This is a genomic window from Pseudomonas sp., assembly GCF_050739995.1.
In the GTDB taxonomy this organism is placed as follows: domain Bacteria; phylum Pseudomonadota; class Gammaproteobacteria; order Pseudomonadales; family Pseudomonadaceae; genus Aquipseudomonas.
In genome coordinates, this window is sequence record NZ_JBOICG010000108.1 from 1 (window position 1) to 12249 (window position 12249).

Genomic DNA, 12249 nt, shown 5'->3' on the forward strand with positions numbered 1-12249 from the left:
ACAGCAGCACCGATGCACCGATCACGGCGGCAGGCGTATTGCCTTCGCCGAAGATCGGGAAGAAGTAACCGAGGGTGCTGAACAGCAAGACGAAATAGCCGACGTTACCCAGCCAGGCACTGATCCAGTAACCCCAGGCGGAGGAGAAACCCATGTAGTCGCCGAAACCGGCCTTGGCGTAGGCGTAGACACCACCGTCGAGGTTGGGCTTGCGGTTGGCGAGGGTCTGGAACACGAAAGCGAGGGTCAGCATGCCGATGGCAGTGATGAACCAGCCGATCAAAACAGCGCCTACATCGGCACTGGCAGCCATGTTTTGGGGTAAGGAAAAGATCCCCCCACCAATCATCGAGCCCACGACAAGTGCAACCAACGCGCCGAGTCGAAGTTTTCCGGGAGTTTCAGACATTGCATGACTCCAATGCAGGAGAAGAGAGACCACAGAATAATTCCGTGCGCTAATCAAACAGCTGACTCAGATCACTTCATTGGCACATTCCATTGTGAATTAATGACTTAGGGTGGGAGTTCGTGGGCGATGGAAATCCTCGAAGAGGCGCTTTTTAGAGCGCTCTCTCCCTTGTGGTTAATCAATTGGTCAGGGGCATGGACGTTTGAAGCTAGACCGTATTTTCGAATGTGCAAACTTTTTGAACGATGTTTGAGGAGGTGCTCAAGATTGCAGTATTTAAATTCTAAATAAGCCTAAACTTTATTAAATGACATGCCATTACGTTATGAGCGTATGGGTTTTATCGCCATCTCTAATAAACGCTACACTCGCTGAGTTAATTAGCTGAGTGCGCAGTTGTCAGCTCAAGTTGTTGTTCATTCAGGAGTGTTCATGTCCCAACCGGCGCAGAAACTGCGACTCAGTGCCCTGATTGCCTTGGTGGTGGGCTCGATGATTGGTGGTGGGATCTTCTCCCTGCCACAGAACATGGCCGCCCGCGCCGAGGTGGGGGCTGTGTTGATCGGTTGGGCCATCACTGCGGTCGGCATGCTGACCCTCGCTTTTGTGTTCCAGACCCTCGCCAACCGCAAGCCCGAACTGGATTCCGGGGTGTATGCCTATGCCAAGGCCGGGTTCGGCGACTACATGGGGTTTTCGTCAGCGTGGGGTTACTGGATCAGTGCGTGGATGGGCAATGTCGGTTATTTCGTGTTGCTGTTCAGTACCCTCGGCTACTTTTTTCCGGTGTTCGGCCAGGGCAATACGCCGGTCGCCATCGGCTGCGCGTCGTTGCTGCTGTGGGCGGTACATTTTTTGGTGATGCGCGGAATCAAGGAGGCGGCGTTCATCAACCAGATCACCACGGTGGCGAAGATTGTGCCGCTGTTGATGTTTATCGTGATCGCCGCCGTGGCGTTCAAGGCGGATGTTTTCACCCGCGACATCTGGGGCCTGGGCAACCCGCGGATCGGCAGCGTGGTGGATCAGGTGCGCCATATGATGCTGGTCACGGTGTTCGTGTTTATCGGCATCGAAGGCGCCAGCGTGTACTCGGCGCGGGCCGAGAGACGCGCGGATGTGGGGCGGGCCACGGTGATTGGCTTTCTCGGCGTGCTGGCGCTGCTGGTGCTGGTGAATGTGTTGTCCCTGGGCATCATGAGCCAGCCGGAGTTGGCGCAACTGCAGAACCCGTCTCTGGCGGGCGTGCTGGAGCATATCGTCGGGCCGTGGGGCGCGATGGCGATCAGCATCGGGCTCGCGGTGTCATTGCTGGGGGCTTTGCTGTCGTGGGCGTTGCTCTGCGCCGAGATCCTTTACGCCACAGCCCAGGACAAGACCATGCCCGCCTTCCTGAAAAAGGAAAACGCCAACCAGGTGCCGGTCAACGCCCTGTGGCTCACCAACGTGATGATTCAGGTGTTCCTGGTGATTACGCTGTTTTCCCAAAGCACCTACACCACGCTGATCTACCTCGCGTCTTCGATGATTCTGGTGCCGTACCTGTGGTCAGCGGCCTATGCCGTGCTACTGAGCGGACGCGGTGAAACCTATGAAGGCGCCCAACGCCGCCGCATGCAGGACTTACTGGTGGGGGTGATCGCTCTCAGCTATGCCATCTGGCTGCTCTACGCCGGGGGGCTGAAATACCTGCTGCTGTCGGCATTGCTATACGCGCCGGGAGTGATTCTGTTCGCCTTGGCCAAGCGCGAGCAGGGTCGTCCCTTGTTTACCCTGATGGAAAAAGGCATTTTCAGCGGCGTGATCGCCGGCGCAGGGTTGGCGGCGTACGGGTTGTACAGCGGGGTGTTGTCGTTGTGAGACTGGCGTATCAGCCGCCCTATGACTGGGCGGCGATGGTGGATTTTCTGGCGATGCGCGCGATTACCGGATTGGAGACGGTAGTCGACGGCATTTATCGGCGCAGCATCAGTGTCGGCGGGCAGCAGGGCTGGATCAGTGTGGCGCCGGGTGCGGGTGATTGGCTGGAGGTCGACGTGGCGTTGCCTGACGCGCAGGCGTTCCCCGAGATCGAGAGGCGCTTGAGGAAGATGTTTGACCTGGATGCCCAGCCCGAGTTGATCCGCGCGCAACTGGCCGTCGACCCGTTGATGGCCACACTGCTTGCCGCACGCCCTGGCCTTCGTGTTCCGGGCACTTGGGATGGGGTGGAACTGGCGATTCGTGCGGTGTTGGGGCAGCAGATTACGGTGGTTGCGGCGATTCGCTTGGCAGGCAAGTTGGTGGCGCAATACGGTCAGCCAGTGGAAACGCCCCATGCGGGTATCACACACATTTTTCCCACGGCCCAAGTCCTGGCGAAGGCAGACCTGGCGACCTTGGGCATGCCCAAGGCACGGGGGCGTACCTTGTCGGGGGTGGCCCAGGCCTTGCTGGATGATCCCGATGTGTTCGAGCCCAAGGCCAGCCTCCCGGAAGGCGTGGCGCGGCTGGTGGCTCTGCCGGGGATTGGTGACTGGACCGCGCACTACATCGCCATGCGCCAGATGCGCGAGGCGGATGCGTTTGCGTCGGGCGATATCGGATTGATCAATGCGCTGGCGGCGCTGGAGGGTGGGCCGGTTTCGGCGCGGCAGTTGTTGGCGCGCGCTGAGGCTTGGCGGCCGTTGCGGGCTTATGCGGCGCAGCATTTATGGACATCACTGAGCCGAGGGGATTGAGGGTGCTTGTACTGGCCTCATCGGGGGCAAGTCCCCTCCCACACTTGAATGTGCTCACCAATCAAAATGTGGGAGGGGGCTTGCCCCCGATAGCGGTCCTCAGATCACCACTGCGGTCGGTGTGAACCCAATTCACCTGCCGGCAAATCCCACTGCAATGGCGTCCCACTGATGGACAGCGGCGCCAGTAGGCGATGCGCAGGGCCCCAGGCCGTCTGCTCCACCACCAAGCCTTGATCGTTCGGTGCCTCAGCGCGAAGTGCCGGCTGTTTCGGCACTTGCCCAGCCTCCACCAACAACTTCGCCGTGCGCGCCAACGACAACCGCGTCGAACCGCCACGCCCGGTTTTCAGGCGCTCACTCAACGCCTGAATCGCACTGGCCGCCAGCAAATACCCGGTGGCGTGATCCAGCGCCTGCAACGGCAGCGGCACCGGTTTATTCGCCTGTTGCCAAGCCATGCCCGCATCGGCAATCCCACTGCTCATCTGCACCAGGCTGTCGAAACCACGACGGTTGCGCCACGGCCCGCTCCACCCGTAAGCGTTGAGGCTGGCGTCGATCAGGCCGGGAGCCAGCCGTTGCAGTTCGTCGGCGCTGTAGCCCAATTGCTCCAGGGCGTCGGCGCGGTAGCCGTGGAACAGGATGTCGGCGTCCTTGAGCAGGCTTTCGAAAAGCTGTCGGCCCTCGGTGCTTTTCAGGTCAAGACGGGCGCAGCGTTTGCCCAGGGTCATTTCCGGCACCACGCCGGGTTCGTTCCAGCTGGGTGAGTCGATGCGCAGCACGTCGGCACCGAGTCCCGCCAGGAAGCGGCTGGCTGCGGGACCGGCCAATACGCGGGTGAGGTCCAGCACCTTGACGCCGGCCAAGGGGCGCGCGACCGAGCCGAACCAGGGTTTATCGCTGAGGGTGTCGAAGGTTCGTCGCTGCACCAATGCCTCGGCATTCACCGCTCGCCCTTGAGGGTGGGTTTGCCAGGCTTGCCAGGAGCGCATCTGTGCGGCGCAACCGCCGGCGTCGACAATCGCCTGTTCCAGCTCGGCGGCGTTCCATGCAGTTACTTTGCTGGCCATGTCGGCACGGTCGGCGACTTTGCCCAACACCCGCTCGGCGGCTGCACGATGATGAGGCGCATTGGTGTGCAGCCGAATCCAGCCATCGGCACTGGCATAGTCGCCTGCCACCGGGTCCCACAGCGGCGGCACTTGCCAGCCCACCGGGCGAATCGAAGACGAGAACCAGAAGGATGCCAGGCGCCGGTCCACCGTGACACTGGGCAAGCGCCCGGTCTGTTGTTGGATAAGTTGCGCGACGGCCTGGCCGGCGGCGCCGATGCTGGCGCTGGCCAGGTCGGTCACGGCAAACGTTGAGGGCAGGGCGCCCGTTTCAGTAAAGGTTGGTGGTGTTTGCGGCAGATCGAGTGCGGCTTGGATGGGAGTCAGCAGGTCAGTCATCAAAGGCCCTCCGTAAGAGAAGGGCCACTATAGAAGATCATCACACCGGTGTGACAACCCCCGGTTCCAACGGCAGGTCGATACGGGCAATAAAACCGCCGTCGGGATGGTTGGCCAGCAGCAGGCTGCCGCCATGGCGTTCTGCTGCACGCCGGGCGATGGCCAGGCCCAGGCCGTGGCCCTGGGCGGTCTGGCCGGGCGCGCGGTAGAACGGCTCGCCCAGTTGGCTCAGGTGTTCGGCCTCAACGCCGGGGCCATGGTCGCGCACGCTGATCAGAATGCGCTCACCCTGGCGTTGGGCCTGCAACTCGATGGGCTGCCCCGGTGGGTTGAAGCGCTGGGCATTGCGCAGCAGGTTATCCACGGCCCGCTCGATCATGGTCGGCCAGCCTTTGAGGTGCAGGTCGGTGTCGGCGCTCAGGGCGACTTCCTGCTCTGGTGCGCCGAGTTGGGCGTCCTTTTGCAAGGTTTTGAGCAGCGGGTTCAGGTCGACCTCTTCGGCACTGGCGTTGTCTGCATCCACGCGGGCCAGCACCAGGATTTCGCTGATCAGTGCTTCCAGGCGGTCGCATTCGCGGGTCAGGCGTGGCCATAGACGCTCGCGCTCTTCAGGGCTGGCGCGTTCGGCCAGGGCCAAGGCGATGCGCAAGCGGGCCAGGGGCGAGCGCAGTTCGTGGGACACATCGCGTAGTAACTGGCGCTGGCTGCCGATCAGGCTTTGCAGGCGCGCGCCCATACGGTTGAAATCAGTGGCCAGCACACCGAACTCATCGCGGCGGTTGGCCAGTTGCGCCAGGCTGTTTTGCTGGTAAGTGGCCTGGCCGAGATCATGCACCGCACCACGTAGACGGCTGAGCGGACGGGTAATGGACAGCGTCACCAGCAGGCTGAACAAGGTCAGCACCACCAGGGCAATCGCCAAGGCACTCAGCGGCCACATCAGGCTGCTGCGGTGCCAGGCATCCAGTTCCGGGTGAGGGATGCGGTAGATCAGCAGGTAGGTGTCACCGGTTTTTTCGCTGGTGTACTCGGCCGTCAGCCGTCGCCATGGCAGGTGGCCGTCCTTGCTGTCGTTCTGTCGGGCTTCGAACGCGGCGGCACGGCGTGGGAAGGTGCCACGTACCACCGGGTCGCCGCTTTCGTTCAGCACTTGCACGTCGATGTGGTATTGGCGCTTGCGCTGTTGCAGCAGGTCCTGGGCAGCATCCTCGCCCTGGGCTTCATAGAGCTGGGTCCACTCCTGCGCCAGGTTGTTGAGGCCCGGATGACGGCTGAGAATCCAGGCATCTTGATTCAACATGTGCCCAAGCAGGATCGATAACCCGGCAACCAGGGCGATGGCCAGCCAGAAACTGGCCAGAATTCGCCAGAACAATGAGCGCACAGGAAACCCTCAAACAGGAAAAGCCCAGCGGGGAAACCGCTGGGCTGGGGACGTACAGCTAGATCATTATTGCGCTTTTTGCGGCTGTTGGGCTTTCCAGGCCTGGAATTCCTTCCACTCGGCACGGCGTTCGGCTTGTTTTTTCACGATCTCGTCGAATTTCTTCTGTTGATCGGGTTTCAGCACGGCGCGGATGTCGGCCTGGGTTTTCTGTTTGCCGGCGGCAATCTCATCCTGCATGGCTTTCTGGTCGGCGGCTGGGAGTTTGTCCAGGTACTTTTTGACCAGGTCTTTGCGAGCGTGCCATTGGTCGCCCATCAGTTTGCCAATTTGCTGGCGCTGCTCTTTGCTCAGATCCAATTGGCTGAATGGGCCGCCTTTGCCGCGTGGACCGTGTTCACCGCCGTGGCCCGGGCCACCCATCATGTGACCTTCAGGGCCGCCCATCGGGCCTGGGCCTTCTGGCATGGCGGCCATGGCAACGGTCGGCAGGGCAGCGGCGAACATCAGAGCGATAAGGGTCTTGCGCATGGTGATTCTCCTGTCTCTATTCCGGTGAGTCCGGATGTGAGTAGATTACGGAGATCAAGGTCAGCGGCGGTCAGGGGACGGTAAAGCTTGGGTAAAGAGGGTTTTTATCGAAGCTGACAAAACCCTAGAGATCAAGGAGGTCAAATGTGGGAGCAGGCAAGCCAGCTCCCACAGAGGTTCTGCAGCGTGTTCAGAGGCTGTAGTAATAGCCGCGGCTGCGCAGCGCCACGATCCGTGGCCGGCCATCCGGGTGCGGGCCGATCTTCCTGCGCAGGTTGCTGACGTGCATGTCCAGGCTACGGTCGTACAACGTCAACTTGCGCCCCAGGGCAATCTGCGCCAGTTCCTGCTTGTCCAGCGGCTCGCCGGGTTGGCGCAGCAAGGCTTCCAGCAGGCGGCTTTCAGAGACGGTGAGGGCGAACTCCTGCTCATCAATGCTGACCACACCGCGCACCGGGCTGAAGCACAGGTCGCCGAGTTCCATCTGCGTCGACACGGCCGCCGGGTGGCTGCGGCGCAGCACGGCGCGCAGACGGGCAGTGAGTTCCCGCGGGTCGCAGGGTTTGGCCAGGTAATCGTCGGCACCGAGCTCCAGGCCAAGGATGCGGTCCAGCGGTTCGCCACGGGCCGAGAGCATCAGCACCGGTAGCTCCGGGTGGTCGTTGCGCAATTGCTTGAGCAATTCCAGGCCGCTGCCGTCGGGCAGCATCACGTCGAGCACTACGGCCGCTGGGGCGGCGTCGGCCAAGGCTTTGCGGGCGCTCAAGCCGTCGTGGCAGGCGCGCACGTGAAAGCCCTCCTGGCTCAACCAGCTGGTCAGCAGCTCACAGAGCTCCTGGTCATCATCTATCAGTAACAGCTCGCTCATGACTCACTCAATTTAGCCATTGTCGACGGCGACGGTGCCCACCGCTGGCGAAGATCCCGCACAGCAAGGCGATCAGCGCGACTGCCCCGCCGGTGACGAACCACTGTTGTTGTTCGGTCAGCCAACGGGTCAAGGCACCGCCCTGTGTTTCTTTGAGTTGCTGGACCAGGCGTTGGTTCTCCTGGCGCAAGCGATTCAGTTGGGCGCTTTCGCGGGCAGCATCTGCGCTTTGCAGTTGTTTGCTCAGTTCATCCCGCAACCGTTCGCTTTCTTTCAAGCGTTGCTGCAACTCGGTGATCTGGGCGCCGGTACTCAAGGACAGGGGCGTGGAGCTGCCGGTGTTCGAGGTTTCTTCAGCGTGGGCCGTAGCCCCGATCATTAACACTGCCAACAGACACAACTGACGTAAGCGCATCGGAACTCCTGATTCCACACGAATATTCAGAACGTTGTCGGCAGGTTACCGGGAATGATGAGTCATTAGGAGTACGCCGAACCGAATAGGTTCGACGCTCCTTGGGTTACGGCAGGACTTGTTTGAACGGCTTGATCACGACGTCAGCGTAGACACCTGCCGCCACATACGGATCGGCTTTGGCCCACGCCTGTGCCGCCTCCAGGGAGGCGAACTCGGCAACGACCAGACTGCCAGTGAAACCGGCCGCGCCCGGGTCATTGCTGTCGACAGCCGGGTGCGGGCCAGCCAGCACGAGGCGGCCTTCGGCTTGCAACACGTTCAGACGCTCCAGGTGGGCCGGGCGTACGCCCAGGCGTTTTTCCAGGGAGTTGGCGACGTCGGTGGCGATGATGGCGTAGAGCATGTCAGTCCTCGGTTTTCGGCGTGGTAGGGGCGGTGTCATGCAGGTGACGCGACAGGTAGATACCCTGGCCGATCAGGAACAATACGGTCATGCCCAGGCTGCCGAAGACCTTGAAGTCGACCCAGTAGTCCTGGAAGGTAAAGGCCACGAACAGGTTGGCGGCACCACAAAACAGGAAGAATACGATCCAGGCCACGTTCAAACGTGTCCACACCGGCTCCGGCAGGGTCAGTGCATGGCCCATGATTCGCTTGATCAACAGGCGGTCGCCGATGAAGTGGCTGCCGATAAACACCAGGGCGAACAGCCAGTTCACCACGGGGGCTTTCCATTTAAGGAAGGTTTCGCTGTGGAAGGCCAGGGTCAAGCCGCCGAATACGAGGCACGCAACCAAGGTCAGCCATTGGCTTTTCTCCAGCTTGCGCTGGGAGATGAAGATGGCGCCATAGACCACGATCGAGCTGACGATCAGTACGGCGGTGGCGCTGTAGATGCCCCCGAACGACAGCTCGTGACCGGCGATGTCGATGACCCTGGGGTCGAGTTTGGTAACGATGAAAAACAGCAACAGCGGGATGAAGTCGATGAATTGTTTCACAGTAAGAGCCAGAAGCTGGATGTGGCGGCATAATAACAAACATCCTTGGTAGCGAAAGCGCCAGCTGACTTGAGGTTACATACCCCCGTGAATGTTGATTTGCACTGCCACAGCACGGCCTCCGACGGCGCCCTGGCGCCCGCGGTACTGGTTGCGCGTGCGTTTGAAAAAGGCGTGCGAGTCCTGTCGTTGACCGACCACGACACCCTTGAAGGCCTGGATGAGGCCCGCCAAGCCGCCCACGCCCTGGGCATGCAACTGGTCAATGGCGTGGAATTGTCCTGCACCTGGGGCGGCGCCACCATTCATGTGCTGGGCTACGGTTTCGATCAAGCCGCCCCGCCACTGGTGAAGGCCATCGCTCAATTGCACGATGGCCGCTGGCTGCGGTCCGAAGAAATAAGCCGCAAGCTCAGCCTCAAAGGCATGCCCAACGCCCTCGATGGTGCCCGCGCTATCCAGCAGGAGCTAGGCGACAGCGGCAACGCACCGGCCCGGCCGCACTTTGCTGACTGGATGGTGCGTGAAGGTTTTGTCAAAGACCGCGCCGAAGCCTTTCGCAAGTGGCTGGGCGCCGGCAAGCTGGGCGATGTGAAGTTGCACTGGCCGACCCTGGAAGACACCGTCGAGACCCTGCGGGCCTCCGGGGCCTGGGTCAGCCTGGCGCATCCCTGGCATTACGATTTCACCCGCAGCAAGCGCCGCAAGCTGATTGGCGACTATATTGGAGCGGGCGGCCACGCAATCGAAGTGGTCAACGGGCACCAACCCGCCGAACAGGTCGGCAGCCTGGCGATTCTTGCCCGCGAATTTGGTCTGCTGGTCAGCGCCGGCAGTGATTTTCATGGCCCAGGTGGGTGGTCCGAAATCGGCGAGTATCGCCAGGTACCTGAAGACCTGCCGCTCTTGTCGGTGCGATTCAAACATGACCCCATTACTGCCACCGTCTGAACAGGTAGAACACGTGAGTCAATTCTTCCAGATTCATCCGGAAAACCCGCAAGCGCGCCTGATCAAACAGGCCGTGGAGATTATTCGCGCCGGTGGTGTGGTGATCTACCCAACGGACTCTTCATACGCTATCGGTTGCCAGATCGGCGACAAGAGTGCGGTCGAGCGGGTCAGGCGCCTGCGTGATCTGGACAAGAATCACAACTTTGCGCTGATCTGCAGCGACCTGTCCCAGTTGGGGCTGTTCGCCAAGGTCGACACCGGCACCTTCCGCCTGCTCAAGGCGCATACACCGGGGCCCTACACCTTTATCCTCAACGCCACCCGCGAAGTGCCGCGCCTGTTGCTGCACCCGAAAAAGCGCACCATCGGCCTGCGGGTACCGGAACATCCGATTGCCCTGGCGTTGTTGGCTGAACTGGGCGAGCCGTTGATGAGTGTGTCGCTGATCCTGCCGGGTGAAGAAGAGCCGTTGTACGACCCCTATGAAATGCGTCGCCTGCTGGAAAAACATGTCGACTTGATCATTGACGGCGGCTATGGCGGCAACAAGGCTTCCACCGTGATCAACCTGGCCGACGGCGAACCGGAAGTGGTGCGTGTTGGCTGCGGCGACCCTACGCCGTTCATGGTCGAGGCCTGAATGTCGGCCGTGGAAGCCGTCGATCCCCAGGCCGGCGCCCAACAGGAACTGCCGTTCGCCATGGTCTATGGCCAGGCGGTCATGGAAATGCCCCTGGACCTGTACATTCCGCCGGACGCTCTGGAAGTCTTCCTTGAGGCTTTCGAAGGTCCGCTGGACTTGCTGCTGTACCTGATCCGCAAGCAGAACATCAACATCCTCGATATCCCGGTGGCGGAAATCACCCGCCAGTACATGGGCTATGTCGAATTGATGCAGTCGGTGCGCCTGGAGCTGGCTGCCGAGTACCTGGTGATGGCGGCCATGCTCGCCGAGATCAAGTCGCGCATGCTGTTGCCGCGCTCGGAGACGGTCGAAGCCGAAGAGGACGACCCGCGTGCCGAACTGATCCGCCGCCTGCAGGAGTATGAACGCTTCAAGGCCGCCGCCGAAGGTATCGACGGCCTGAGCCGGGTCGGTCGCGACGTGGTGGTGCCCAAGCTGGATGCACCGGAAGCGCGGGCGCGCAAGCTGTTGCCGGACGTGAGCCTGGAAGAGCTATTGATGTCCATGGCCGAAGTGCTGCGCCGTGGCGACATGTTCGAAAGCCACCAGGTCAGTCGCGAGGCGCTGTCGACACGCGAACGCATGAGCGATGTGCTTGAGCGTCTGAAGGGCGGTGGCTTCGTACCCTTTGTTGAACTGTTCACCGCTGAAGAAGGGCGTCTGGGGGTGGTGGTGACCTTTATGGCGATCCTCGAACTGGTCAAGGAGTCCTTGGTCGAGCTGGTCCAGAATGAGCCTTTTGCGGCTATCCACGTGCGGGCGCGAGCCGAATAAAGAGCTGAATCGATGAATTTGACTGAACCCCGCGAACTGGCGCCCTTGCTGGAAGCCTTTCTCCTGGCCTCGGGCAAGCCGCAATCCCTGGAGCGCCTGTTCGAACTGTTTGAAGAAGCCGAGCGTCCTGAGCCGCCAGTGTTCAAGAAGGCGCTGGAGATTCTGCGCAAGTCCTGCGAAGGCCGCGCGTTTGAACTGCGTGAAGTGGCGTCGGGTTATCGCTTGCAGATCCGTGAGAAATTTTCCCCGTGGGTCGGTCGCTTGTGGGAAGAGCGCCCACAGCGTTATTCGCGAGCGATGCTGGAAACCATGGCGCTGATCGCCTATCGCCAGCCGATCACCCGGGGCGAGATCGAGGATGTACGTGGCGTTGCGGTCAACAGCCATATCGTCAAGACCTTGCTGGAGCGCGAGTGGATTCGCATCGTTGGCTACCGTGACGTGCCCGGCAAACCGGCGATGTTCGCCACCACCAAGGTGTTTCTCGACCACTTCAACCTGAAAAATCTTGACGACTTGCCACCGCTCGCCGAGCTGCGTGAGATGGAAGCCGAGCCGGTTCTGGATTTCGACGACGCTCCGGTCCCGGCAAGCCTGCAGGAATTGGCCGATGCCAGCGCCGAGCCGGAGGAGCCCAAGGACGAGACCAGTTTCCATACCTTGTTGCTGGAACTGGACGACATGGAGCAGGGCATCAAGACCGATTTCGACGATTTGCTGCGTGATGGTGCGGTCGAGCCTGAACCTCGGGAACACGTTGAGCCAGAGCCAGATCCCGAACCTGAGCCGGAGGAAGATATCCTCGGCATCGCCGAAGCCCGGGAAAAACTCCTGGCCGCCGTCGCCGCTCTCGAACAGCCGCCACTGAGCGACGAAGAAGAGGAAGCCCGGGCCCTGGCCGAAGCCATCGAAAACGAGCGCCGCCAGTTCGAAGACTGAGTCCAATCCAACGGCCACCACAGAACCCATGTGGGAGGGGGCTTGCCCCCGATAGCCGTGTGTCAATCAACACATGTATCAACTGACCCACCGCCATCGGGAGCAAGCC

14 protein-coding genes are annotated in these 12249 nt (G+C 61.2%); 6 read left to right on the forward strand and 8 right to left on the reverse strand.

The annotated features are described in order from the left end of the window. Window positions 1-409, reverse strand: a 409-nt coding sequence (locus tag ACRESD_RS03665; protein WP_431749679.1) for an amino acid permease, incomplete at its 3' end; no start/stop codon positions are given. A gap of 435 nt (window positions 410-844) precedes the next feature. On the opposite strand from ACRESD_RS03665, the gene arcD reads away from it, so the two are divergent. Next, the gene (gene arcD, locus ACRESD_RS03670) at window positions 845-2272 is read left to right on the forward strand and encodes an arginine-ornithine antiporter (RefSeq protein WP_431749680.1); all 1428 of its coding nucleotides are present in this window, start codon (window positions 845-847) and stop codon (window positions 2270-2272) included. Further along, on the forward strand, window positions 2269-3132 hold the full coding sequence (locus tag ACRESD_RS03675) for a DNA-3-methyladenine glycosylase family protein (protein WP_431749681.1): 864 nt from the start codon (window positions 2269-2271) through the stop codon (window positions 3130-3132). Before arcD ends, ACRESD_RS03675 begins: the two co-directional genes overlap by 4 nt. Before the next feature lie 104 nt (window positions 3133-3236). Here the strand turns inward: ACRESD_RS03675 and ACRESD_RS03680 are convergent, their stop codons facing one another. The 7 genes from ACRESD_RS03680 to ACRESD_RS03710 form a co-directional block, all read right to left on the reverse strand. After that, a complete protein-coding gene (locus ACRESD_RS03680; RefSeq protein WP_431749682.1) occupies window positions 3237-4586 on the reverse strand; it encodes a CoA transferase in 1350 nt (449 codons plus the stop codon). 40 nt (window positions 4587-4626) lie between these two features. Then, window positions 4627-5970, reverse strand: a complete 1344-nt coding sequence (locus ACRESD_RS03685; protein WP_431749683.1) for a sensor histidine kinase — start codon at window positions 5968-5970, stop codon at window positions 4627-4629. Window positions 5971-6036: 66 nt separating this feature from the next. Then, a complete protein-coding gene (locus ACRESD_RS03690) occupies window positions 6037-6501 on the reverse strand; it encodes an LTXXQ domain protein (RefSeq protein ID WP_083357026.1) in 465 nt (154 codons plus the stop codon). Between the two features lie 190 nt (window positions 6502-6691). Beyond that, a complete protein-coding gene (locus tag ACRESD_RS03695) occupies window positions 6692-7369 on the reverse strand; it encodes a response regulator transcription factor (protein ID WP_431749684.1) in 678 nt (225 codons plus the stop codon). 7 nt (window positions 7370-7376) lie between these two features. Next, window positions 7377-7784, reverse strand: coding sequence for a translation initiation factor 2 (locus ACRESD_RS03700; RefSeq protein WP_431749685.1), 408 nt, complete (start codon window positions 7782-7784; stop codon window positions 7377-7379). 106 nt (window positions 7785-7890) lie between these two features. Further along, on the reverse strand, window positions 7891-8190 hold the full coding sequence (locus ACRESD_RS03705) for a YciI family protein (RefSeq protein ID WP_431749686.1): 300 nt from the start codon (window positions 8188-8190) through the stop codon (window positions 7891-7893). A gap of 1 nt (window position 8191) precedes the next feature. After that, window positions 8192-8788, reverse strand: a complete 597-nt coding sequence (locus ACRESD_RS03710) for a septation protein A (RefSeq protein WP_431749687.1) — start codon at window positions 8786-8788, stop codon at window positions 8192-8194. A gap of 87 nt (window positions 8789-8875) precedes the next feature. Here ACRESD_RS03710 and ACRESD_RS03715 point away from each other — a divergent pair, with 87 nt between their 5' ends. The 4 genes from ACRESD_RS03715 to scpB all read left to right on the forward strand — a co-directional run bounded on the left by ACRESD_RS03715 (window position 8876) and on the right by scpB (window position 12140). Next, the gene (locus ACRESD_RS03715) at window positions 8876-9739 is read left to right on the forward strand and encodes a PHP domain-containing protein (protein WP_431749688.1); all 864 of its coding nucleotides are present in this window, start codon (window positions 8876-8878) and stop codon (window positions 9737-9739) included. Between the two features lie 13 nt (window positions 9740-9752). Beyond that, entirely contained in the window at window positions 9753-10382 is a 630-nt protein-coding gene (locus ACRESD_RS03720; protein WP_017139161.1) for an L-threonylcarbamoyladenylate synthase, read from the forward strand. Between the two features lie 120 nt (window positions 10383-10502). Continuing rightward, window positions 10503-11201: a segregation and condensation protein A gene (locus ACRESD_RS03725; RefSeq protein WP_164365898.1), complete on the forward strand. Its 699-nt coding sequence runs from the start codon at window positions 10503-10505 to the stop codon at window positions 11199-11201. Between the two features lie 12 nt (window positions 11202-11213). After that, complete coding sequence (gene scpB / locus ACRESD_RS03730) at window positions 11214-12140, forward strand: SMC-Scp complex subunit ScpB (protein WP_431749689.1); 927 nt, start codon at window positions 11214-11216, stop codon at window positions 12138-12140. The last annotated feature ends 109 nt before the right edge of the window (window positions 12141-12249 follow it).

What these genes read in the sequence shown, in the direction of transcription:
- ACRESD_RS03695 (WP_431749684.1), bottom strand. Translation starts at nt 7,369, where the DNA reads ATGAGCGAGCTGTTACTGATAGATGATGACCAGGAGCTCTGTGAGCTG.
- scpB (WP_431749689.1), top strand. Translation starts at nt 11,214, where the DNA reads ATGAATTTGACTGAACCCCGCGAACTGGCGCCCTTGCTGGAAGCCTTT.
- arcD (WP_431749680.1), top strand. Translation starts at nt 845, where the DNA reads ATGTCCCAACCGGCGCAGAAACTGCGACTCAGTGCCCTGATTGCCTTG.
- ACRESD_RS03700 (WP_431749685.1), bottom strand. Translation starts at nt 7,784, where the DNA reads ATGCGCTTACGTCAGTTGTGTCTGTTGGCAGTGTTAATGATCGGGGCT.
- ACRESD_RS03690 (WP_083357026.1), bottom strand. Translation starts at nt 6,501, where the DNA reads ATGCGCAAGACCCTTATCGCTCTGATGTTCGCCGCTGCCCTGCCGACC.
- ACRESD_RS03705 (WP_431749686.1), bottom strand. Translation starts at nt 8,190, where the DNA reads ATGCTCTACGCCATCATCGCCACCGACGTCGCCAACTCCCTGGAAAAA.
- ACRESD_RS03680 (WP_431749682.1), bottom strand. Translation starts at nt 4,586, where the DNA reads ATGACTGACCTGCTGACTCCCATCCAAGCCGCACTCGATCTGCCGCAA.